The following is a 22272-nucleotide window of genomic DNA, read 5'->3' on the forward strand; positions in this document are numbered from 1 at the left end:
ATGATTGCTTATTTAAAGTCATCCTCACTTTTTCAGATATTACGAAAATACAAGTATAAAATGAAGCGTAAAAATAGCGGAGGTGAAAAAACTTCCTTAGCTCATTTTAGAAATTTGTTAGTTAACGATCTATACATACAAAAAGGTGATTCCATTATAGTGCATTGCGGCTTCGGTTTCTTAAATGCCGATTTTACTCCCAATGTACTTATAACTACTCTAAAAGAAGTGGTTGGGCCGAATGGGCATATTATGATGCCTTTTTATCCTCCCGGTTTATCAAGACATTGGCTTGAAAGTGGACGAGTATTTGATGCTAAAACAATACGTTGCTCCACAGGTGCACTTGCCCAGGTTTTTAGTCAAACAGAAAATGTACAAATTAGTATTCATCCTATTAAAGCTGTTGCTGTCTGGGGTGAAAATGCAAGACAAATCGTGAAGGACCATGAAAAGTGTGCCTATCCATACGATGAGGGGAGCCCTTACTATAAATTCAGCCAGTTAAAAAATGCAAAAGCCATAGGGTTAGGTGTACGAAATTGCTCTGTTGTACATATGTTAGAAGATATGTTTGAGCAAGATAAAGAATACTTATACAGTAAAACTAAAATGGTTGGAAAAGTTAAAACCAATTTTGGTATGCAAAATGTCGATACTTATTATCATCATGGTGATGTTTCACTGATTGAGCCGAAAGATTTTTTAGATAAGTATTGCCCTGAGTTAGTCATATTATCAAAAAAAACCGGCTTTATTAGCTATTCTATTTCTACAGAAAGTTTACTAGGCAAAGGGCGGAAACTATTTTCAAAAGGAGTTAATAGGCAGTGTCATTAAATTATTGTTTAACTTTTGACTATGAATTATTTGGCAGTGGGAAAGGCTGTGTTTTTAAGAATTTAGTCGAACCTACGAGTAAGATATTAGATTTACTAAAACAATTAAATGTAAAAGCAACATTCTTTATTGAGCAGCTTGAAATAAAAGCAATAATCGATAGAGCTAGTGAATTTCCAAATAATGCTGTTTATCAACGTGAAGCAAAAGTTATTTCAGAACAACTTGCGAGAATGCTTAAAGAAGGACATGATTTACAATTACACCTTCATCCCCAATGGTTTGGTGCAGAGTATAAGAGTAACTGTTGGATTTTAAATTTTGATTATTGGCGTTTTTCATCACTCCCTACAAAAAGTGACGATAAAGCGGAACCTTCAAAGTTAAATTTATTAATTCAAGGCAAGCAGTATTTAGAGAGATTATTAACCCCTATTTCATCTGATTATGAATGTATTGGCTTTAGAGCAGGTGGATATAATTTAGGGTTTGATGAATCAACTTACATAGCATTTAAGGATGCTGGTATTTTATATGATTCATCACTTTGTCCTGGATATGTTACTCATTCAAAATTATCAGCATATAATTACTCAAGTTATGAGTCAGATGCTGTTTTTTCATTACCCTATGGTACTTTTGAGTTTCCGTTATTGACTAAGTTTAGTTCTTTAAGTGAAAGGTTGAGCTTCGCGAGAATATTCTCTGCCTTAAAGAGTAAAAGGCTTAAAAAGGTGGAAGGGGGCTTTGAGCCAAGTTGTGATGATTCGAAAGCTATTGCTAGTGCAAATGCAAATTTTGATGTGTGTTTGTCAAGCCGTGTTGAGATTAACTATTTTCTTGAACACATGCAAAATAAGGTAGATACATCAACTGTATTGATTGGTCATCCAAAAGATTACTCAATATTTTCACCCTTAGCTTCGATAATACGCAGACTAAAGAAAGAAGGGTTTACTCCACAGACCATGACTGACTTATGGAAACATAATCATGTACACAACTAAGCTATACCGATGTTCACCTATATTTGTACAAAATATTCTTGTTAGTGTTAAGGGGTTGCTAAAGAAATGTGTCCGTGATGGTGCAGGTACTAAAAAGCTGGAAGAGGTCTTACATAAAAATGAAAAATATTCCTCTATTTTAACTGACTATAGCTCAGATAAGTTGTGCTCGGTTTTGCAAAACGCAACAAGTAATACTGTGTTTTATAATAAAATCGACAGCCATAATTTCGACAAGTTTCCAGTAATAGATAAAAGTATTGTAAAAAGCCGTCATAGTGATTTTTATAATCAAAGTAAAACTGATTTTACAATTAATGGAACAACAAGTGGCACATCAGGTGCGCCTTTAATGATACCTCAAACTAGGGAATCTATCGTTGTAGAACGAGCTTTTGCTAATCGACAACGTGCATGGGCTGGTTTTAAAAAAGGGGATAAACGAGCATGGCTAAGAGGAGATTTAGTCGTCCCGGTTGAACAAAAATCAGGGCCATTTTGGCGTTATTCTTGGTTTGAAGACATGATAGTTTTATCGTCTTTTCATATGAAAAAAGACGTGTTAGGTAGCTATATTGAAGCAATGTATCACTTTGGTGTTGATGTTATACAAGCTTATCCCTCATCAATTGTCACATTAGCTAAGTACTTACAACAGGAAGACGAATACTACCCTGGCAAATTAAAGTCAATTCTAACGTCTTCTGAAAATTTAACGGATGGCGATAGAGCAGTTGTTGAAAAATACTTTCAATGTAAAGTGTTTGATTGGTATGGTCAATTTGAAAGAGTCGCAGCAATTGCTAACTGTGAGCATGGGCGATACCATATTTTAACCGACTATTCACATGTTGAGTTTGAAGCTACAGGAAACGGTAAATACGAAATTATTGGCACTAATTATAACAACTCTTACTTTCCGCTCATTCGCTACAAAACAGGTGATCAAGTAGTTTTAAGTGATGAAAAAGAATGCCCTTGTGGGCGGGTTTATCCTATTGTGAAAGAGATTGTGGGTAGAGAAGTTCAACATGTTTTTAATATTGCAGGTGAGAAGGTATATGCACTAGATCAATGTGTTAAAGGTGCAAAAGGTATTATTGGCAGTCAATTTATACAGAATAAATTAGGCGAGATTACCATAAATGTTATTGCAGATTGTGCCTTTGATAACGAGCAACAGGCGGTAGTGGTTGCAAATGTAAAGGCTCGCTTAGGTCAGGAAATGTTAGTAAATTTCGAATATGTTTCAGAATTAAAAAAAACTAATACCGGAAAATCAATCCAAGCAATTTGCTATATAAAGGGAACTTAATGAACTTAATGATAGGGACTAGTATAGAGGGGCAAGGTGGTATTGCTTCTGTACTGCAACAATATCGACAATATGGTTTATTAGACAAATGGAATATTAAACTGATTGTAAGTCATAAAAGCAAAGTTAACATTGTTACTTCTATGCTTATATTTTTTAAGTGTTTAATCTTAGTATGCTTTTATTTATTAAGTCGTGAAATTGGTTTTGTGCATATTCATATGGCATCAAATGGAAGCTATAAGCGTAAATCTTTACTTGTTAGGCTTATTAAACTTTTAGGTGGCAAGGTTATTATTCACTTACATGGTGGGGGATTTAAGCTATTTTATGATGCATCGACCGCAGGGGTAAAACGTCATATTTTAAATACCTTTATTAAAGCAGATAAAATTATTGTTTTATCTAAAAGTTGGTATACATGGTTAAACGATACCATAGGTAATTCAACGAAAGTTTCGATTGTTTATAACGCAACAGAGCTGGTTTGTGAAAATCCAGATCCTACCGCTGGCCATATTTTATTTCTTGGTCGTTTAGAAGAAGCCAAAGGTGTATGTGATCTAATTTATGCATTTGCCAAAGTGAGTCAGATTTATCCCTCTATAACTCTAACTTTAGGCGGTACAGGCAATCTCGAGTTTTATAAGTCACTAGTCACTGAGTTAGGTGTTGAAAATAAGGTTACTTTTGCTGGTTGGGTAAGTGGCAAGGCTAAAAAAGCATTATTTCGCTCTTCTGATATTTATTGTCTACCTAGTTACAAAGAGGGCTTTCCTATGGGAGTGATAGAGGCTATGTCAAGCCATTTAGCTGTTATAGCCTCTGACGTAGGAGGAATATCAGATGCCATCGAACATAATGTTACAGGCCTATTGTTTAAAGCAGGCGATAGAGGGCAGTTAGTAAAACACCTAAACAATTACCTCTCTAATCAAAAGTTTAAAAACGCAGTTAAAACAAATGCATTTAGAAAATTTAATACGGAATTTTCATTTGATGTTGTCATTCCTTCATTAGAAAAAGTATATAATGAAATTACAAAAATTAAATAAGTTATTACTTCAGCAAGTGATAATCAATAATTACAGTGGAGCTGATCCATTTGATGGCCTAAATAGCAAGTTATTTGAGGTTTTCCCTCGTTTTAAAAAAGGGATGGTTGGTCTAGCGTGGATACAGTTACATAAACGTTTAGCCATTAATTTCAGGCCATTGTTTGGCATACCTAAAATGCGCAATCCTAAAGGGGTCGGTTTATTTATTTTAGGTTTGCTTGAAGATTATAAATCCACAGGGCTAGCAGAGTACTTGCAAGAGGCTATAAAGTTAGCCGATTGGTTATTAACTCAGCAAAGTGATAAAACTATTTGGCAGCATAGTTGTTGGGGTTATCACTTTGACTGGAATGCCCGCGCCTTTTTCGTACCTAAAGGCAAACCTAATGTAATTACTACTATATATGTAGCACAGGCTTTATATGCGTTAGGTGAAGTCACTAAAGACAAAAAATACTCAGAACCTGCAATTGATAGCGCGCATTTTATTGTAAAAACATTATATAAAGAATGTGATGACAGGCAGTTTTTTGGTTACATACCGGGGGAGACTGCATTTGTACATAATGCCAGTCTTTGGGGCGCTGCATGGGTTGCAAAAGTTGCCGTACTAACTAATAACCAACATTACAAACAGCTTGCTTTAAATGCTGCAAGGCAGTCGGTGAGTGAGCAGGGGGGTGATGGCTCATGGGTGTATGGTGCACGCCATCATCATCAGTTTATTGATGGCTTTCATACCGGTTATAACCTAGAGGCGCTTCGCTTACTGAGTGATGAATTACAAATTAATGAGTTTGAATCGGCAATTGCAAAAGGACTAACTTATTATAAAACGCATTTGTTTGAGCAAGATGGCACCGCAAAATATTATAACAACAATCGTTATCCACTAGATATGCATAGTGTGTCCCAAGCTGTTTTTACGCTGTTAAAAGTAGGTAAAACCCCAGATGACTTTGCGATGGCCGAAAAAGTAATAAACCTCGCTATTCAAAATTTATATATGCCTAAAAAGCAACGTTTTATTTATCAAAAAAATAAGTACTTTACCAATAAGGTTGACTATGTGCGTTGGACACAAGCATGGGTATATTATTCGTTTGCTTATTTTAATCGACATAAATTAAACAGCGAGAAAAAAGCTGTTACTGAACAACTTTAAAAAACGGACTTAAAAATGAAACGTATTGAATTTTTAAAAGCACCCATGGATATTGCCACCATGCAAGAGACTGTGTCTTTTATTGAAAGTAGAATTGAGAAAAAGCAATTTTTACAGCATGTAGTGGTAAATGTTGCCAAAATAATCAACATGCAAAAAGATCCTGTTTTAGCTGAGTCGGTTAAAGCGTGTGAGGTAATTAATATCGATGGTATGGGTGTTGTGTTTGGTGCGCGTTTTTTAGGGCACGATGTGCCAGAGCGTGTTGCTGGGGTTGACTTGTTTCATGAATTATTAGCAATGAGCGCCAAGCGTGACTTCCCTGTATTTTTACTAGGCGCTACCGAAGAGGTAGTAAGCAAAACAGTAGAAGTAGTTAAAGCACAAAACCCTAATTTAAATATTGCTGGTTATCATGATGGGTATTTTTTCGGAAATAAAGAGGGGCAGGATGAAGAGGCAGTCGTCACTAAAATTCGCGAATCGGGCGCTAAGTTATTATTTGTTGCTATTACCTCCCCTAAAAAAGAAAACTTCATTAACAAATGGCAAGACAAACTCGGTGTAGACTTTGTTATGGGAGTTGGTGGTACGTTTGATGTTGTAGCAGGCAAAGTAAAGCGCGCACCACAATGGATGCAAAAAGCAGGGCTCGAATGGCTTTACAGGGTAATACAAGAACCCGACAGAATGTGGAAACGTTACTTAATTACAAATTCTAAATTTGCATACCTGTTAATAAAAAATAAGTTTAAAAGTTAATATTGAGAGTCCTAGTTAAATGGCTTTTATCCTCCATCCATATTCTCAAATATACTCTCTCAGAGATAAATGATAAAAAGATAGGGCTAACAAAAAGAATAGATGTTACTTTTTAGGTGGCTCCCTGTTAACTTTAAATTAACATTTTTTAGTTGTTTAAGATGTGTTTTTCATTTTTTGAAATTAATTTTTATCAAAATTAACTGTAAGTTATTGATATAAAGTTTTCACTCTTTTTTAGGTACGGTAAATTAATACTTTCGTAGTGTTTTTTGTTCCTTTTAATTTTATTTGTGTATATAATGTTCATTAATAGCTTGATGAATTAACTTTCATTAAACAAATGACTTTAATTTGGTGCCTATAATGCACTTTTTATTTTCGAGGGATATAGTGATGAACTCATTACTAAAATTTAAAAAGCTAAGTGCAGTGATCGCACTTACTTTAGCTAGCTCTACAACACTAGCTGCAGACTTAGGCGTTGCCAATAATTTTTCAGCATTTGTTTTTGAAGATTTTAAATCGAATTTTGGCCGTGCAGATGGTGCGATTGCCGCAGGTGAAATTGACCTTAAAGGCTATAGCGTAGGTTACACTCGCCCTTACAGCCCAGAAGAATATTATTTAATTAGTGAGTCAAGCATAGACTTTAAGTATGGTCGCCAATATGTTGGTAGCATGATTGCCGGCGGCAGTACTGATATTCATTGGAGTGTGCGTTGGGGTATGGAGTGGGGCTCTAAAATCCTTTCTAACCAAGATGAATCGGCACTGCCATTTAACTTTGATGAACAAGAGCAATACTACAAAGATTTAAGTTTAGAACTAAGCGAACTTGATGAAACTGGTACAGTATACCGTAAATGGGGTGGCCTTTATTTACAAGGTGATGGTAGCTCAGATAGACAAGTGTTTAATTTAGATGCTCGTGATTTTGCTAAGGCACATACTTTTAAAGTATGGGGCATTCCTGCTGATGCAACAGTAATTTTTAATATTACTGGCGATGATAATGTAAATGTAAAAGGCAAAAGCTTTTGGCGCCTGCGTAACCATGCAAGCAAAACCGTATTTAACTTTACTAATGCGCAAAAGCTCGATATTAAAGGCAACCGTTGGCAAGGTGTAATACTAGCTCCTTATGCTGATATTAGAGGGGTATTTGGTACAGCTAAAATGCCTATTATTGGCCAAAGCTTTTACGGTTCAATGGCGCTATTAGGTGGCGAGTTTGATGGTAACTTACCTAGTACATTAGCACCTATTTGTAACGAAATTAGTATAGTTGACAAATGGAATTGGACTGCTAGTGAATATGCGCCAACCTATGTTGATGTAATTTCTACGCCATTAGCAGCTCAATTAAATGATGATAATGGTGATGGTATAATTGATGATCAAGATGTAGTAGACGTTTTGGTTGTAACTTTTGATTCAAGCCAGTTTAGAAAGCCAGGCATAATAAGGGCATTAAGTGGAGTCGATGGCTCTGAGTTATGGTTGACTAGTAATCAAGACGGTTCAATTAGTTATAACCATATTAACTCACACGCTTTCTATTCTGTTGCTTTGGCTGATTTAGATGATGATGGATTAATTGATATTTTTGCCTATGACTCTGTAAATAAAACATTAAACATTTATAGTAATAAAGGTTTACTTAAAAAATCAATACCCCAAGAAGTTGATGGGGTCTTATACGGTAATCCAACTATCTCAGATTTAAATGCTGATGGATACCCCGAAATTATTTTTGGTAAAATAATTTTAGACATTCAAAATGAATCAGTAAGAGAATTACAAAAGCCAAGTAATTACTCTTCCCTTCGTATCGTTGAGTCTACTGTAGTTGATGTTGATTTAGATGGTGTACAAGAAATTCTAGCTAATGGTATTTTGTATAACCAATATGGAGAAGTAATTTGGTCAAAAGGAGCTGATAATGGTGAGACATTCGCACTACCAGTTAATTTTGATAATGACGCTTATCCTGAAATAGTTCAAACAGATTTAGACGGCACCATAACTTTATACGATCACGAAGGTAATCAGTTGTGGAGAGTAAAATCAGCGACAGAAGGGGCTGGTGTAAGCTCACTAGCTGACCTTAATGGCGATGGAGTTCCTGAAATAATTAACGCAGGCTCAACTGAAATTAGAGTTATTAATTCTAATGGTGTTATTCTATCAACAACACCTATTAATGATATTTCTAGTATGCGAGTGGGTACAGTAGCTTATGATTTTAATAATGACGGAAAATCTGAAGTTATTTATCAAGATGAAGAGAAGTTAGAAGTCTTTGACTTTAATCAGAATCAGGTTGTATTCTCAACTAGTCAGTCATCAGGTACTTTATGGGAATACCCGATTGTAGTGGATTTAGATGGCGATGGTTCTGGCGAAATTATCTCTGTTTCTAATAGGCTTTTACTTGGAGATAAACAGCCGAAGAATGGCGTGCACGTTAAAACCTCGGGTAGTTGTAATTGGGCTTCTGCAACACGTATATGGAATCAGCATTCTTACTCAGGTACTAATATAAACCAAAATGGGTCACTTCCATTACAACAAGAGAATAGCTGGGAAAAGTCTAATACTTTCCGTTCGGCTAACCTTAAATAAATAATAACACCTCCCTAAAAAGCCAATTATTTTTAATTGGCTTTTTATTATTGAAACCTGTAAAAAGTATTTTTAAGTTAATTAGTTATTGTTTAATCTGAGGTTTTTTTGTCAAACTTAAAGCATGATCCTGCAATTAGAAGTTTGCTGGAGCGAATGCCTAAAAACGTTCAAACTACGTTTACTGATGAACAGCTAGCCCATTTAAAAGTAGCTATTGGCGCTAGGCAGTGGGGTAACCATACTGTTGATTGTAGAGGCGTAGTTAAACTATTTAAATACCGATATTACTACGTATTATTAGCAGGTCGAAATAGGCGCGAGCTTAACGCTAAAGAACAAAAAATAGCTAAAATGACACAGGCTTTTTTACTAAGTGCTGCGATTACATTTTTATTTTTATTTGTTCTGTTGGTTATATATTTAATTAAATCGGCATTGGGGATAGATATTTTTGAAGGGTATTCGTTTGGGGTTTGGAGTTGGTTTAAAGGCTTGTTTAGCTAAAGATAGCTTTTATATTTAAGTTTATACATATGTTGCAATAAACGTTGATACCATTTAAATGTTTATTACAATAAAAATTAGTACTTTTGTCGTGAACTGTAATTGAACAAAATTGGCTAATACTATATTATCCCCCGTGGAATATGTGGGGTTAACCCATTAAGAATTAGCTACAAGGAATTAAGCAAAATGACATCTCCAAGGACTTTTAAACCCTCAGGTTCCTCTGATGCCAATTTTTACCGATTGTTTGATATATTTGCGTTATTTTTAGCGTTTCAGTGCGCAGCCCTTCTTTATAATTTTAAACTTACTCCTATTTATGCCGCTTCTGTACTCACTGTTGCACTTAGTTATTTATATTGCGCCGAAGTGTTTTCTACTTATCGCTCCTGGCGTGCAGGTAAATTTAAAAGCATGGTGATGTGTGCATGGGGTAGTGTAGTGATTGCTTTTATATTTTTACTGGTTGTGTCTTTTTTATTTAAATTTACTGAGTCGCTTTCTCGCGTGGGGGTTGCTATTTGGTTTATGCTAAGCGTTGCCTATTTATATATTTGGCGCTTGGGTGCTTATTTATATAAACGCAACCGTCGTAAATTAGGATTATCGCAACGCAACGTGGCCATTATTGGTGCTACCGAATCTGCTGCATACTTATATGCTGAAATTGTAAAACACGATGAGCTAGGATTTAATTTTAAAGGCTTTTACGACGACAGAAACCCAGAACGCCTGTTTGAACAACTTGAACAACAAGGTGTTGAGGGGCGTATTCAAAGTGCGGTAGATGCTGCACGCAATGGTGAAATAGATATACTTTACATTGCCCTCCCCATGAAAGCGCAAAAACGCATAGCCGATATTTTACTACAGTTAGGCGATACTACCGTAGATGTGCACATAGTGCCCGACTTTTTGCTCTCTAACTTGATACATGCTCGCATTGAACATGTAGGCGATGTAGACACGCTAAGCGTGTTTGAAGCACCTTGTATTGGTGCCCATGAATTTATAAAACGCACAGAAGATATAGTGGTTTCAGCTATTATTGTTACCTTAATAACTCCCGTATTATTAACGATTGCTGCCGCAATAAAGCTGACATCAAAAGGGCCTATTATTTTTAAGCAAGATCGCTATGGCTTAGATGGCCGAAAAATAAAAGTGTGGAAGTTTCGCTCGATGACGGTGACCGAAAACAGCGATGTAGTGACGCAAGCAACAAAAAACGATGCACGTATTACCCCATTAGGTGGTTTTTTACGCCGCACTAGCTTGGATGAACTGCCACAATTTATAAATGTTTTAAAAGGCGATATGTCTATTGTTGGGCCGAGGCCTCATGCTGTTGCCCATAATGAAGAGTACCGAAAAAAAGTGGAGTTTTATATGTTTAGGCATAAAACTAAACCGGGCATTACCGGTTGGGCACAAATTAACGGCTGGCGCGGCGAAACAGATACTCTCGATAAAATGGCCAAGCGAGTTGAATACGACTTACATTACATTAAACATTGGTCTTTATGGTTTGATGTTAAAATAATATTTATGACAATTTTTAAGGGATTTAAAAGTGAAAACGCATACTAATAAAATTACACCTTTACTTGTAGCGTTAGGGCTCTCTGCCCCTGCAGTTGCTGTTGACTTACCTGCAGGCAGTATTATTACCAAAGACGGCGCCGCAGTTACACCTACATTACAGCTTGGGGTTAGTAGCAACGACAACTTTTTTATGACGCCGTCGGCGACAGAAACTCGCTTAATTTGGAATATAGCGCCAAGCTTAAACGCTTTAATTGAAGACGGGCCCGATACCTATAATTTTGATATTGCATCTAGCACGTCGTTTCATAATAAAGACACTACCGATAACTTTACTCAAGTAAATGTAGGTGTGGGTGTGCATAAAGAGTTTACTAGCCAACACCGCCTTGATGTAACAGGCGATAGTGACTGGCTATATGAGCCGCGCGGTGGTGGCTTAACCGAAGGCCAAGGCAATGCTATTGATGAGCTGGTTCATTATCAGCAACAAAATTTAAACGCTCGTTACGAATACGGCGCATTAAGCTCAAAGGCGCAGCTTGCTTTAATAACGGGTTACTATAATAAAAATTATCAAAACTTTACCGCAATCTCGCAATACCGAGATTACGATAAGCCTATGCTAGGAATTATTGGTTATTATAATACCCAAGCAGGTACGCGCGCATTTTTAGAAGTAAAGCAAGAAAACTACCATTATGATGTGATCGACTCAAACGGTATTACCCGCGATTCAGATGATGTAAAAGTACTTTTAGGTATGGAGTGGGAAGCTACCGCCATTACTACTGGCTCGTTCAAAGTGGGTTACCAAAATAAAGATTTTGATTCAAACCTGCGTGAAAATTTTAGCGGTTTAAGCTGGGAAGCTGCCGCTGTTTGGAAGCCGTTAACCTATACAACGTTACAACTGGTTACTAGCCGTGCCGCAAAAGATCCATTACTTGAAGGCGATTACATCCGCGAGAGTGTTTACGGTGCAACATGGCAGCATGATTGGAGCGACTACTTAAGCTCGGTAGTTAGTGCTAATTATATAGACCAACAATACTCGGGTAGCTTTAACCGAAAAGATAAAGTAAAAAACGCCCGCCTAGGCTTAAATTATTTAGCTACAAATTTTGGTATGGTTAGTGGTTATATTGATTTTATTGATCGTGACTCAACCGAAACTAATATTGAGTTTGACCGAGTTATTGTTGGCCTTAACTTTACATTTGCATTAAAGAGTAATAAATGAAGGTTAAAATTTTAATAGCTTTAATATTTATGTTGAGCTTTGGTAGTTTTGCGAACGATTCGCAAAACTACATTTTAGGGGCCGGTGATAAAATAGAAATAAAAGTATTTGGTCAGCCCGATTTAGATGTAACCTCACTGCTGGGTAATAGCGGTGAGATTAATTACCCATTTTTAGGAAAGGTTAAACTTGTGGGTTTAAGTGTTTCGCAAGTAGAGCAAACAATAAGCGAAGGCTTACAACCTGATTACTTAGTTAACCCTAATGTGTATGCGCAAGTTATAGAATACCGCCCATTTTATATACATGGTGAGGTTAAAGAACCTGGTGCTTACCCTTACCAGCCCGCCATGACGGTAAACCAAGCCATAGCATTGGCCGGTGGATTAACCGAGCGCGCCTCAGTTGACAAAATATTTATTTTTAAAGAGCAAACCAAACAGCAGCAACAAAAGGGTAGTTTAAACAGCCAAATTGCAGCGGGTGACACCATAAAAATAGAACAGCGCTTGTTTTAAGCAGTTTAAGGCAGTAATTAAAAAATGAATACACACTCTGAAAAGCCTAGCAACAACGAGGAAGTTATTGATTTAGGTGCTTATCTTAATGTTATTAAGCAAAGCAAATGGAAAATTTTAGGTTTTGCAATTGTAGTTACCTTGCTCACTATAATGGTTGCGTTAACCTTAGTGCCCAAGTACACCGCCACAGCCACTTTATTGATTGAGTCGGAGCAAACCAAAGCGGTGAGTTTTGATGAAATTTATGGCTTAGATTCTACTAAAAAAGAGTATTACTTAACCCAGTTTGAAGTAATTAAGTCAAATAGCATTGCCCGTGAGGTTATAACTAAACTTAATTTAAAAGATCATACCGACTTTATTGCGAAACCGTCATTCACCGGTGAGCTAAAAAGTATGGTTAAACAGTTACTGCCTTTTTTAAATAAAAAAGAAAGCTTAGTTCTTACAGAGGAGGAGCAAGCAGAGCGTGAGATGCTGGGCTTATTAGCTGCATTTAAGTCTCGTTTAAGTGTGTCTCCTATAATGAAAACGCAGCTAGTGCGTGTAAGTTTTGAGTCGAGCGATCCTAAGTTAGCTGCACTAGTTGCTAATACTGTTGGCGAGGTTTACATAGAAAGCCAAATGCGCGCTAAAATGGGCATTACCCAGCAGGCATCGAGTTGGTTAAACACGCGTTTATCTGAATTACGTATACAACTAGATAGCTCTGAAGTGCGTTTACAAGCTTACCGAGAAGAACAAAAGCTGGTTGATATAGAAGGTATTGCAGGTTTGGTTACCCAAGAGCTTGAGCAAACCTCCAAACAGCTAGTAGATGCGCGAGCGACTAAAAATAACCTTGAAAGCATAAACCGTGTAATTAACGAATATGGTAACGATAACATAGAGCTATTGGGTAGCATGCCTGAAATTACCTCGCACCGTGTAATACAAGACGTTAAACGTGAAGTAGTACTCGTTGAGCGTAAGGTAAGTGAACTTGCAGAAGTTTATGGCCCTAAGCATCCAAAAATGATCTCAGCTAAGGCTGAGCTTGCCACGGTTAAAACTAACCTTAACAAGCAAATTAAAGGGTTAATTACCGGTATTGAAAAAGAGCTAAACAGAACAACGCGCACTGTAAATGCGCTTGAGCGTGATTTAGCTAAAATTCGTGCTGAGTATCAAGAGGTAACGCGTAAAGAAACTCAATACAATCAGTTAAAGCGCGAAGTTGAAACAAACCGTAATATTTTTAATACCTTTTTATCTCGCTCAAAAGAAACCGAAGTAACCAGTGACTTTAGCTCGGCTGCCGCACGTTTTACTGACCGTGCTTATGCACCTAAAGATCCAAGCAAACCTAACAAAAAGTTAATTGTTATTTTAGCCTTTGTGGCGAGTTTTGGGTTTGCAGTGGTAATGACTTTTGTTTTTGATGCCTTAAACGACACAGTTAAAAATAAAAATGATGTAGAAAATAAACTCGCACAGCGCATGTTAGGTTTATTGCCGCATGTTGCAGTTCCTAAAAAGAGCTATTTTCCGATTCATGCTTATTTAGAAGATACTTACCGCCGCTTTGCTGAGTCGGTACGTACCTTTCGCACTAGTTTGTTGCTAACTCAATTAGATAGAGCGCATCAAGTTATTGCGGTTACCTCTACCTCCCCAGGGGAAGGTAAAACCACCACCTCTGCAAACTTAGCTATGTCGTTGGCACAAATGGGCAAAGTACTACTAATTGATGCCGATTTACGTAAACCAACGTTAGCTAAACGTTTTGATATACCGGTATTTCACCCAGGTTTAAGTAATTTAATGATTGGTACTGAGCAATTAGCTGAGTGTGTTCATGTTGACACGCAATCGGGTGTAACAATTATGCCAAGCGGGCAAATACCGTCTAACCCGCTTGAGCTGTTATCAAATCCACGTTTTGCTGAGCTACTTGGTGAGTTAAAAACACAGTACGATCACATTATTGTTGATACTCCGCCTACACAAGCAGTGAGCGATGCCTTAGTAATCGCACAAAGTGTTGATTCGGTAGTATATGTTGTTAAATCCGACATAACCCGTATCAAACCAATTACAGCCGGCCTTGAGCGTTTATTTGAAGTAAAAGCCCATGTTGCTGGTGTGGTACTAAACCAGGTAGATATGAGCAAATCTAAAGATGAGCATAGTCATGGTTACTATGATTATTACGATTACTCTCAGCAACCTGAAAAGCCACAAGCGTAACGAAGTTAATTTATGATTGATATTCATACGCATATTTTGCCGGGTATTGATGATGGCGCTAAAGATTTAACTGAATCTTTAGCGCTTTTAAAATTGGCCGAAAACGATGGTATTACTCATATGGTAGCAACGCCACATATACATGTGGGTCGCTTTAACAATGCGAATAATCAAATACAAAACGATTTACAAAGTTTAAAGCTAGAGGCACATAAAGAAGGTATTAATGTTAAATTAGCGGCCGCTGCAGAGGTGCGTTTAGACATAGAACTTATGGCAATGGTGATGGCTAATAAGCTGCCTTTTATTGGTAAAATAGCAGACAAAAATGTGTTGTTATTAGAGTTACCGCATTCACACATGCCACAAGGTTACGATAAGTTTATTCAGTGGCTCGCCAAAAAAAATATACGCGTTATTATTCCGCACCCAGAGCGCAACCGCGATATTCAGTCAAACCTTTATTATATTCAGCACTTAAAGCAGTTAGGCTGCGACTTTCAATTAACAGCATCGAGCATTGAAGGTGAGTGGGGCGAAAGCGCCCACACTATAGCGTTACAAATGCTAAAAGATGGTTTAGTGAACTATGTTGCCTCTGATGCCCATTCAGTAAAGCGCCGACCGCCTATTTTAAGCCAAGCTAGAAAAACAGTAGCGCAGTTAATAGGTGAAGAGCAGGCCACAGCGCTTTTTGTAACTAACCCGCTACAATTAACCGAGTGCTTATTTAATGACTAAATTAAATATGTTTAAGGTAGTTCCTGCAGTTACATTAGCCATGGTAGTACTTGTTATTGCTTATACCAGCATGCAAAGTATGCGTGCTAATGCGTGGTACTTTAATGCGCTAAATATTGTGCAAGAGTCGGATGGTGCTTTGTCTGGTTCATCGCTTCAGGCGGCAGAAAATGCAATTACCTTAGCCACTAATATGGATCCTGAACACCCGCATTATTGGCATTTTTTAGCTCATATAAAAATGCTAGGTTTGGCCGGTATTGATACAACATCAGGTGAGCAATCAGATAAAGTAAAGCAAACATATCAACAAGCTGAGCAAGCGTTATTAAAGTCGGTTGAGTTAAGACAAACCTGGGCACTAACCTGGATTAGCTTGGCGCAAGTTGTAAGTTATCAAGAGGGGCCTACCGAGCGGGTATATAATTATATTCAGCAAGCTAAAAAAGTTGGCCCTTATAAGTTAGATGTTCACTTAGGTATTATTCAAATTGCGTTAATGCATTGGAATGAGCTATCACCCACCTACAAAGCTCTTTATTTGAATGAGCTAAAATTAGCTTCTAAATATGGTTATAAATTTTATGATGTATTTAGTATGGCTGAGCAAATGAATCGCTTGCCAATAGTGTGTTTATCGCTTCAATTTGGTTCTCATTATGAGGCGGTTAGAGGTAGTTGGATGTTTAATAAATACTGTGGTTAAAACACGAGCCACGGGCTTCGAGTAACGGGTTTCGGGCCTTGAGCCTCGCAACTCGTTTACTCTGAACTTTAACCTTTTTTTGAACCACAGAGAGCACCGAGGCGCTTCGCGCTGCACAGAGAAAAAGCTTCAATTTTGGAAATCTAATAACTAACAACAGTTCTTTAACCTTTGTCTTTAATCACTTCCTCTGTGTGCTCCTATCCTCTGTGGTAAATAAATCTTTAAGAGCTTATTGTAATGCCCAGGTCCGGTTGTCCGATCCCCACAACCCGTTAACTCTCGACTTTAACCTTTTTTTGAACCACAGAGGGCACCGAGGCGCTTCGCGCTGCACAGAGAAAGAGCTTCAATTTTGGAAATTACTTTCTCTGTTTTCTCCTATCCTCTGTGGTAAATAAATCTTTAAGAGCTTATTGTAATGCCCAGGCCCGGTTGTCCGATCCCCGCAACCCGTTAGCTATCTCCTAAAACCTTTTTTTGAACCACAGAGAGCACCGAGGCGCTTCGCGCTGCACAGAGAAAAAGCTTCAATTTTGGAAATCTAATAACTAACAACAGTTCTTTAACCTTTGTCTTTAATCACTTCCTCTGTTTTCTCCTATCCTCTGTCGTAAATAAATATTTAAGAGCTTATTGTAATGCCCAGGTCCGGTTGTCGGATCCCCGCAACCCGTTAGCTATCTCCTAAAACCTTTTTTTGAACCACAGAGAGCACCGAGGCGCTTCGCGCTGCACAGAGAAAAAGCTTCAATTTTGGAAATCTAATAACTAACAACAGTTCTTTAACCTTTTTCTTTAATCACTTTCTCTGTGTGCTCCTATCCTCTGTGGTAAATAAATCTTTAAGAGCTTATTGTAATGCCCAGGTCCGGTTGTCAGATCCCCACAACCCGTTAACTCTCGACTTTAACCTTTTTTTGAACCACAGAGAGCACCGAGGCGCTTCACGCTGCACAGAGAAAGAGCTTTAATTGCGAAAATCTAATAACTAAGAACAGTTCTTTAACCTTTATCTTTAATCACTTTCTCTGTTTTCTCCTATCCTCTGTGGTAAATAAATCACTAAGTTCTTATTGTAATATAGGACTAGGTGAGGGATTAAGCTCGTAACCCGACTCTTGCAGCTCGTTAACTTTCGCCTAGACAAAAAAAGACCCAGAGCTATAAGGAACTCTGGGTTATAGAGGGGCTCATATGTAAGCCCTGCGCTAACTAAAGACACTTTCAGATTCTTAGGGAGAAGAAGAAAGTTATTTAAGTATAGTCAAAAGCTTCAAAAACACATACTTTTGTTCGTTTTTTATACTGCAATAATTACAGTGGGTTACAATTGTTATGCACATCTTTATTACACTTAAGCTAGGGTTTACTCCCAGTTTATTAACTGCGTATTTTGCACTAAATCTCGAGGTAGTGAGTTTTTAACCTTATTTTTTTGCCATTTACCTAAGCCAATCGGGCAATCGCATAAAGTTAATATTACTTCACCCGTTGCCTTAACAACGTCATCCAAACGAATGTCTTTGCCATTAAAGTAATCGCTGGCTTGTTGATTGGTTAATTCCAGTACATTACTTTTACATTGCTTACCAAATACGGTGGCAAACTCGTGAGCGAGGCGCACCCCATTTTTATGAATAACGCCTATCTGAATACCTAACCGCGCGTATTTTATTTTATTTTGTATCGCTTCAAATTCATTTGGGAACAGCCAAAGCTCTTTGTCGCGCTGCATTAAAGTACCTGGCAGGCTTGTTAAACCAAATTGCTTTTTGAGGGAGCTCATAAACGCATCTTGCTGTTTACTGTCAAAGTGGTTAAACGGGAATGCCCCTTTTTTCACTTTAATGTTTTGGTTTTCGCAGCTGCTGTGCTTTTTAAATTTAGCAATAAAAAAGCCTTCACTATCGAATGTTTGCGGCCATACATGCAAATAGCCTTGCTCAGTGGTGGCCTTTTCGGCCCCAGGGAAAAGGTCATTTAAAGGCTCTGGCGTAATGTATTCGCCAAACTCTTCTAGCAATGCATCACACACTTGTTGGTTTTCGAGTGGGGTTAATGTACAGGTTGAATACACTAGTGTACCGCCAGGTTTAAGTGCATAAAATGCGCTTTTAATCAGATCTTTTTGTACTTGGGCAATAGTAATGTTTGATTCGATAGACCAATTTTTTAGTGCATCACTGTCTTTACGAACCGTGCCTTCACCCGAGCAGGGCGCATCAAGCAAAATATTATCAAAGCATTCAAACATGTAATTACCAAATACCACGCCATCAAAATGCGATAACGCACAATTACCAACACCCATGCGCTTTAGCGTAGCGCTAAGTACTTTTAAGCGCGATGACGACAGCTCATTTGCAACCAAAACACCTTGATTGTTCATTAGTGCAGCTAGTTGTGAAGTTTTAGAACCTGGTGCCGAGGCCATATCGAGCACTGTGTCACTGGTTTTAAGGCTTTGCTTTAGTGCGATTGGCGGCAGCATTGAGCTTGCCTCTTGTACATACATAGCGCCGCTTAAGTGTAAGTCGGTATTACCTAGCGCTAAATTTTGCTCTTCATCGTTTGGGCGCTCTAGCCAAAAACCTTCATCGCACCAGGGTATGGCAGTGAGTTGCCAATTTTTTTGAGCTGCGTGGCGTTTAAATTCTTCAACACTCATTTTTAATGTATTAACGCGAACAGACTTACGTAAAGGTCGACGACACGCATTTAAAAAATCATCTAATGTAAGGTGATCAGGCAGATAAGTTTTTACGTCGTCAATAAATTGCTCTGGGATATAAGTGTTAGCGTCCACGATTTGGCTCATACAATAAAATTAAAGCCGGATAATAGCATTTTTAACGCTTTTTTTCAGTGTTAAAAATGAAAGAGTAACCCTTTTAAAGTGTCGACACCTTATTCAGTAAAGCGGTTTAAATACTATCTTTTATTATACTTTTAGCTAATGCTGTCGACAATCTGGTGGTTTTTTATTCATTTTCAGCGTTTTCAGGGTTGACAGTGTAGGTTAATAAGCACATAGTTAAACCATAAATTGTCGACAATATAAAAATACTTTATGACACAGCACTTTTTAAACGACACCGCAGTTACAACCGCTTCCGATAAAGTGTTTGTAGATATGCGCCGCGAAATAGTAGAAGGCAGCATTGCACAAGGCAGTAAAATATCAGAGCCAGAGCTTGCAAAGCGTTATGGTGTAAGCCGTGCAACCCTTAGAGAGGCATTAAACCGTTTAGAAAGCTGTTACTTAGTTGAGCGTAAAGCCAATATAGGTTGCCGTGTTGTGGCATTAACCGCAGAGCGTTTAATTGAGGTGTATCAAGTGCGCAGTGCCCTTGAGGGACTTGCATGCCGCCTAGCTGCCGACAATATGGAACCAGATGAAGTACAAGGCTTAAAACAATTACTTAATCAGCATTTGCAAACTCAGCGTGTTAAAGAAGGTGAGTCGTACTATCAAGAAGCAGGCGACTTAGATTTTCATTACAGAATAATCAAAGGCAGTAAAAACGCGCACTTAATTCATTTGTTATGCCACGATCTGTACCAATTAATAAGAATGTACCGTGTACAAATGGGCATGGTAGGGCCACGCGTATCGAAAGCGTTTGACGAACATTTAGCGATTATAAACGCCATAGAAAACCATGATGGTGAGCTGGCCGAAATGCTAATGAAGCGCCATATAAGCGCTTCTCAAGCGAATATACAAACAAAATTTGATGGATATCAATCAGTACAAGCCACTCAAAATGAAATGGCTAACTAGATTCTGTTGATCTTTGCGGATTAAACCCTGAAAGGTCAATAGACCCTAATACAGATGTCACATTTTTAAAAAATACTAAGCTGCCAAAGAGCAGCCCCGTTCAAAGTTAGGAGAAGGTAATGTCAGCAGGATTAAAATTTAAACAGGCAATTGCAAATAACCACCCGTTACAGGTTGTGGGTACTATAAACGCGTATACCGCGATGATGGCTGAAAAAATGGGTCATCAGGCTATTTACTTGTCGGGGGCGGGTGTGGCTAATGCTTCATTTGGTATGCCAGATTTAGGCATGACCAGCCTTGATAACGTACTTGAAGATATTCGCCGTATTACCGGTGCGAGCGATTTACCATTGTTAGTAGATGCCGATACAGGTTGGGGCGGGGCGTTTAATATTGCCCGTACCGTTAAAGAAATGACTAAAGCGGGTGCAGCAGGCTTTCATATTGAAGACCAAGTAGCGCAAAAGCGTTGTGGCCATCGTCCTAATAAAGAAATAGTTACCCAAGCTGAAATGGTTGACCGTATTAAAGCCGCAGTAGATGCAAAAACCGATAGCGATTTTTACATTATGGCGCGTACTGATGCATTTCAAAAAGAAGGCTTGAACGCAGCAATAGACCGTGCAGCAGCGTGTGTTGAAGCCGGTGCCGATGCCATTTTTGCAGAAGCCGTTCATGACCTTGCTGATTACCAAGCATTTAGCAAGGCGATTAATGTGCCGATTTTAGCCAACATTACCGAGTTTGGCCAAACACCTATTTATACCAAAGAGCAGTTAAGCGATGTGGGCGTAGAAATGGTGCTTTATCCATTAAGTGCATTTAGAGCAATGAACAAAGCAGCACTTAATGTGTACTCGGCTATTTTGAATGAAGGGTCGCAACAAAGCCAAATTGAAAACATGCAAACGCGTGCAGAGCTTTACGACTTTTTAGATTATCACTCGTACGAAAACACGCTAGATAACCTTTTTTCAGCAAAATCTGACAAATAATAAAAAATTCAACAGGAGACAAATCATGGTAGATAAAGCATTAGGTGGCGCAGGCTTACGTGGCCAAGTAGCAGGACAAACAGCATTATGTACAGTAGGGCAAACAGGCTCAGGTTTAACTTACTGTGGTTACGACATTAGCGAACTGGCTGAAAAAGCGCAGTTTGAAGAAGTGTCGTTTTTACTTTCTCGCGGCGAGTTACCAACATCAAGTGAATTGGCAGAGTACAAAGCTAAACTTAAAAGTTTACGCGGTTTACCAAAGGCACTAAAAACAGTGCTTGAGAACATTCCTAAAGACGCACACCCAATGGATGTAATGCGTACAGGCTGTTCTATGTTAGGTAACCTTGAAATGGAAAACGACTTTAGCGAAGCAAACGATGCGATTGACCGCATGGTGGCAATTTTCCCAAGTATTATTTGTTACTGGTATCGTTTTACCCATGACGGTGTTCGCATTGAAACACAAACTGATGATGATTCAGTAGGCGCACACTTTTTAACGCTATTACACGATAAAGCGCCAAGTGAATTATTTGCACAAGTGATGAATGTATCACTAATTTTGTACGCAGAGCACGAGTTTAATGCCTCTACCTTTACCGGTCGAGTGTGTGCGTCAACGCTTTCTGATATCCATTCTTGTGTAACTGGTGCAATTGGTACTTTACGTGGCCCACTGCATGGTGGCGCAAACGAAGCCGCAATGGATATGATTGAAAGCTTTAGCAGTGCTGATCAAGCTGAAGACGCGCTTATGGGCATGCTTGAGCGTAAAGATAAAATTATGGGCTTTGGCCACGCTATTTACCGTGAGTCGGATCCGCGTAATGTTATTATTAAAAAATGGTCTGAAAAATTAGCGGCAGAAGTGGGTGACGATGTACTTTACCCAGTATCAGTTCGCTGCGAAGAAGTAATGTGGCGTGAGAAGAAGTTATTCTGTAATGCTGACTTTTTCCATGCATCGGCGTATCACTTTATGGGTATTCCTACTAAGTTGTTTACGCCTATCTTTGTAATGAGCCGTGTAACCGGTTGGACAGCTCACGTAAAAGAGCAGCGCGCAAATAACCGTATTATTCGCCCAAGTGCTGATTACACAGGGCCAGATGCGCGTAGCTACACGCCAATTGAATCAAGAGGCTAATTAGTTAGCGTTTAAGGTGAGCCTAGCTCACCTTTTATTGTTTATAGCGCTGATGATTACTCAT

General features: G+C 38.3%; 18 protein-coding genes. 17 read left to right on the forward strand and 1 reads right to left on the reverse strand.

The window, feature by feature from the left end; all coding sequences use genetic code 11:
• The 14 genes from AC27JR_RS09455 (at nt 1) to AC27JR_RS09520 (ending at nt 16270) form a co-directional block, all read left to right on the forward strand.
• Nucleotides 1-840 carry an AAC(3) family N-acetyltransferase gene (locus tag AC27JR_RS09455; RefSeq protein WP_064664292.1) on the forward strand — a complete coding sequence of 280 codons (840 nt, stop codon included), beginning with the start codon at nt 1-3 and terminating at the stop codon, nt 838-840.
• The gene (locus tag AC27JR_RS09460; RefSeq protein WP_487173420.1) at nt 831-1847 is read left to right on the forward strand and encodes a polysaccharide deacetylase family protein; all 1017 of its coding nucleotides are present in this window, start codon (nt 831-833) and stop codon (nt 1845-1847) included. The genes AC27JR_RS09455 and AC27JR_RS09460 overlap by 10 nt, the downstream gene beginning before the upstream one ends.
• A complete protein-coding gene (locus AC27JR_RS09465; protein WP_487173421.1) occupies nt 1834-3162 on the forward strand; it encodes a phenylacetate--CoA ligase family protein in 1329 nt (442 codons plus the stop codon). The genes AC27JR_RS09460 and AC27JR_RS09465 overlap by 14 nt, the downstream gene beginning before the upstream one ends.
• Nucleotides 3162-4217 carry a glycosyltransferase family 4 protein gene (locus AC27JR_RS09470; RefSeq protein WP_487173422.1) on the forward strand — a complete coding sequence of 352 codons (1056 nt, stop codon included), beginning with the start codon at nt 3162-3164 and terminating at the stop codon, nt 4215-4217. Before AC27JR_RS09465 ends, AC27JR_RS09470 begins: the two co-directional genes overlap by 1 nt.
• The gene (locus AC27JR_RS09475) at nt 4195-5385 is read left to right on the forward strand and encodes an aspartate-semialdehyde dehydrogenase (protein WP_487173423.1); all 1191 of its coding nucleotides are present in this window, start codon (nt 4195-4197) and stop codon (nt 5383-5385) included. Before AC27JR_RS09470 ends, AC27JR_RS09475 begins: the two co-directional genes overlap by 23 nt.
• Before the next feature lie 15 nt (nt 5386-5400).
• On the forward strand, nt 5401-6147 hold the full coding sequence (locus AC27JR_RS09480; protein WP_487173424.1) for a WecB/TagA/CpsF family glycosyltransferase: 747 nt from the start codon (nt 5401-5403) through the stop codon (nt 6145-6147).
• A gap of 396 nt (nt 6148-6543) precedes the next feature.
• Nucleotides 6544-8775 (forward strand): choice-of-anchor A family protein, encoded by a 2232-nt coding sequence (locus AC27JR_RS09485; protein ID WP_487173425.1) that lies wholly within the window; start codon nt 6544-6546, stop codon nt 8773-8775.
• 156 nt (nt 8776-8931) lie between these two features.
• On the forward strand, nt 8932-9282 hold the full coding sequence (locus tag AC27JR_RS09490) for a 3-phosphoshikimate 1-carboxyvinyltransferase (RefSeq protein WP_487173426.1): 351 nt from the start codon (nt 8932-8934) through the stop codon (nt 9280-9282).
• Between the two features lie 189 nt (nt 9283-9471).
• Nucleotides 9472-10875 carry an undecaprenyl-phosphate glucose phosphotransferase gene (locus AC27JR_RS09495; RefSeq protein ID WP_487173427.1) on the forward strand — a complete coding sequence of 468 codons (1404 nt, stop codon included), beginning with the start codon at nt 9472-9474 and terminating at the stop codon, nt 10873-10875.
• Nucleotides 10859-12073, forward strand: a complete 1215-nt coding sequence (locus tag AC27JR_RS09500; protein ID WP_487173428.1) for an outer membrane beta-barrel protein — start codon at nt 10859-10861, stop codon at nt 12071-12073. The genes AC27JR_RS09495 and AC27JR_RS09500 overlap by 17 nt, the downstream gene beginning before the upstream one ends.
• Entirely contained in the window at nt 12070-12591 is a 522-nt protein-coding gene (locus AC27JR_RS09505; protein ID WP_487173429.1) for a polysaccharide biosynthesis/export family protein, read from the forward strand. Before AC27JR_RS09500 ends, AC27JR_RS09505 begins: the two co-directional genes overlap by 4 nt.
• Before the next feature lie 24 nt (nt 12592-12615).
• The gene (locus tag AC27JR_RS09510; protein ID WP_487173430.1) at nt 12616-14823 is read left to right on the forward strand and encodes a GumC family protein; all 2208 of its coding nucleotides are present in this window, start codon (nt 12616-12618) and stop codon (nt 14821-14823) included.
• 12 nt (nt 14824-14835) lie between these two features.
• Nucleotides 14836-15564, forward strand: a complete 729-nt coding sequence (locus AC27JR_RS09515) for a tyrosine-protein phosphatase (protein WP_487173431.1) — start codon at nt 14836-14838, stop codon at nt 15562-15564.
• Nucleotides 15557-16270 (forward strand): VpsP family polysaccharide biosynthesis protein, encoded by a 714-nt coding sequence (locus tag AC27JR_RS09520; protein ID WP_487173432.1) that lies wholly within the window; start codon nt 15557-15559, stop codon nt 16268-16270. Before AC27JR_RS09515 ends, AC27JR_RS09520 begins: the two co-directional genes overlap by 8 nt.
• A 1369-nt stretch (nt 16271-17639) precedes the next feature.
• On the opposite strand, the gene rsmF is transcribed toward AC27JR_RS09520, so the two are convergent.
• Nucleotides 17640-19079, reverse strand: coding sequence for a 16S rRNA (cytosine(1407)-C(5))-methyltransferase RsmF (gene rsmF / locus AC27JR_RS09525; protein WP_487173516.1), 1440 nt, complete (start codon nt 19077-19079; stop codon nt 17640-17642).
• A gap of 264 nt (nt 19080-19343) precedes the next feature.
• On the opposite strand from rsmF, the gene AC27JR_RS09530 reads away from it, so the two are divergent.
• The 3 genes from AC27JR_RS09530 to prpC all read left to right on the forward strand — a co-directional run bounded on the left by AC27JR_RS09530 (nt 19344) and on the right by prpC (nt 22208).
• Complete coding sequence (locus AC27JR_RS09530; protein WP_487173433.1) at nt 19344-20057, forward strand: GntR family transcriptional regulator; 714 nt, start codon at nt 19344-19346, stop codon at nt 20055-20057.
• Between the two features lie 119 nt (nt 20058-20176).
• The gene (gene prpB, locus AC27JR_RS09535) at nt 20177-21055 is read left to right on the forward strand and encodes a methylisocitrate lyase (RefSeq protein WP_008109898.1); all 879 of its coding nucleotides are present in this window, start codon (nt 20177-20179) and stop codon (nt 21053-21055) included.
• A 25-nt stretch (nt 21056-21080) separates the two neighbouring features.
• Nucleotides 21081-22208, forward strand: a complete 1128-nt coding sequence (gene prpC, locus AC27JR_RS09540) for a bifunctional 2-methylcitrate synthase/citrate synthase (RefSeq protein WP_076919060.1) — start codon at nt 21081-21083, stop codon at nt 22206-22208.
• The last annotated feature ends 64 nt before the right edge of the window (nt 22209-22272 follow it).

The sequence above is a fragment of the Pseudoalteromonas sp. NH0006-26 genome (assembly GCF_057552415.1).

Coding starts and splice junctions, on each gene's coding strand:
- AC27JR_RS09510 (WP_487173430.1), top strand. CDS start 12,616: ATGAATACACACTCTGAAAAGCCTAGCAACAACGAGGAAGTTATTGAT.
- AC27JR_RS09515 (WP_487173431.1), top strand. CDS start 14,836: ATGATTGATATTCATACGCATATTTTGCCGGGTATTGATGATGGCGCT.
- AC27JR_RS09520 (WP_487173432.1), top strand. CDS start 15,557: ATGACTAAATTAAATATGTTTAAGGTAGTTCCTGCAGTTACATTAGCC.
- prpB (WP_008109898.1), top strand. CDS start 20,177: ATGTCAGCAGGATTAAAATTTAAACAGGCAATTGCAAATAACCACCCG.
- AC27JR_RS09495 (WP_487173427.1), top strand. CDS start 9,472: ATGACATCTCCAAGGACTTTTAAACCCTCAGGTTCCTCTGATGCCAAT.
- AC27JR_RS09465 (WP_487173421.1), top strand. CDS start 1,834: ATGTACACAACTAAGCTATACCGATGTTCACCTATATTTGTACAAAAT.
- AC27JR_RS09490 (WP_487173426.1), top strand. CDS start 8,932: ATGCCTAAAAACGTTCAAACTACGTTTACTGATGAACAGCTAGCCCAT.
- AC27JR_RS09475 (WP_487173423.1), top strand. CDS start 4,195: ATGAAATTACAAAAATTAAATAAGTTATTACTTCAGCAAGTGATAATC.
- AC27JR_RS09485 (WP_487173425.1), top strand. CDS start 6,544: ATGAACTCATTACTAAAATTTAAAAAGCTAAGTGCAGTGATCGCACTT.
- AC27JR_RS09505 (WP_487173429.1), top strand. CDS start 12,070: ATGAAGGTTAAAATTTTAATAGCTTTAATATTTATGTTGAGCTTTGGT.
- AC27JR_RS09455 (WP_064664292.1), top strand. CDS start 1: ATGATTGCTTATTTAAAGTCATCCTCACTTTTTCAGATATTACGAAAA.
- AC27JR_RS09480 (WP_487173424.1), top strand. CDS start 5,401: ATGAAACGTATTGAATTTTTAAAAGCACCCATGGATATTGCCACCATG.
- AC27JR_RS09470 (WP_487173422.1), top strand. CDS start 3,162: ATGAACTTAATGATAGGGACTAGTATAGAGGGGCAAGGTGGTATTGCT.
- prpC (WP_076919060.1), top strand. CDS start 21,081: ATGGTAGATAAAGCATTAGGTGGCGCAGGCTTACGTGGCCAAGTAGCA.
- AC27JR_RS09530 (WP_487173433.1), top strand. CDS start 19,344: ATGACACAGCACTTTTTAAACGACACCGCAGTTACAACCGCTTCCGAT.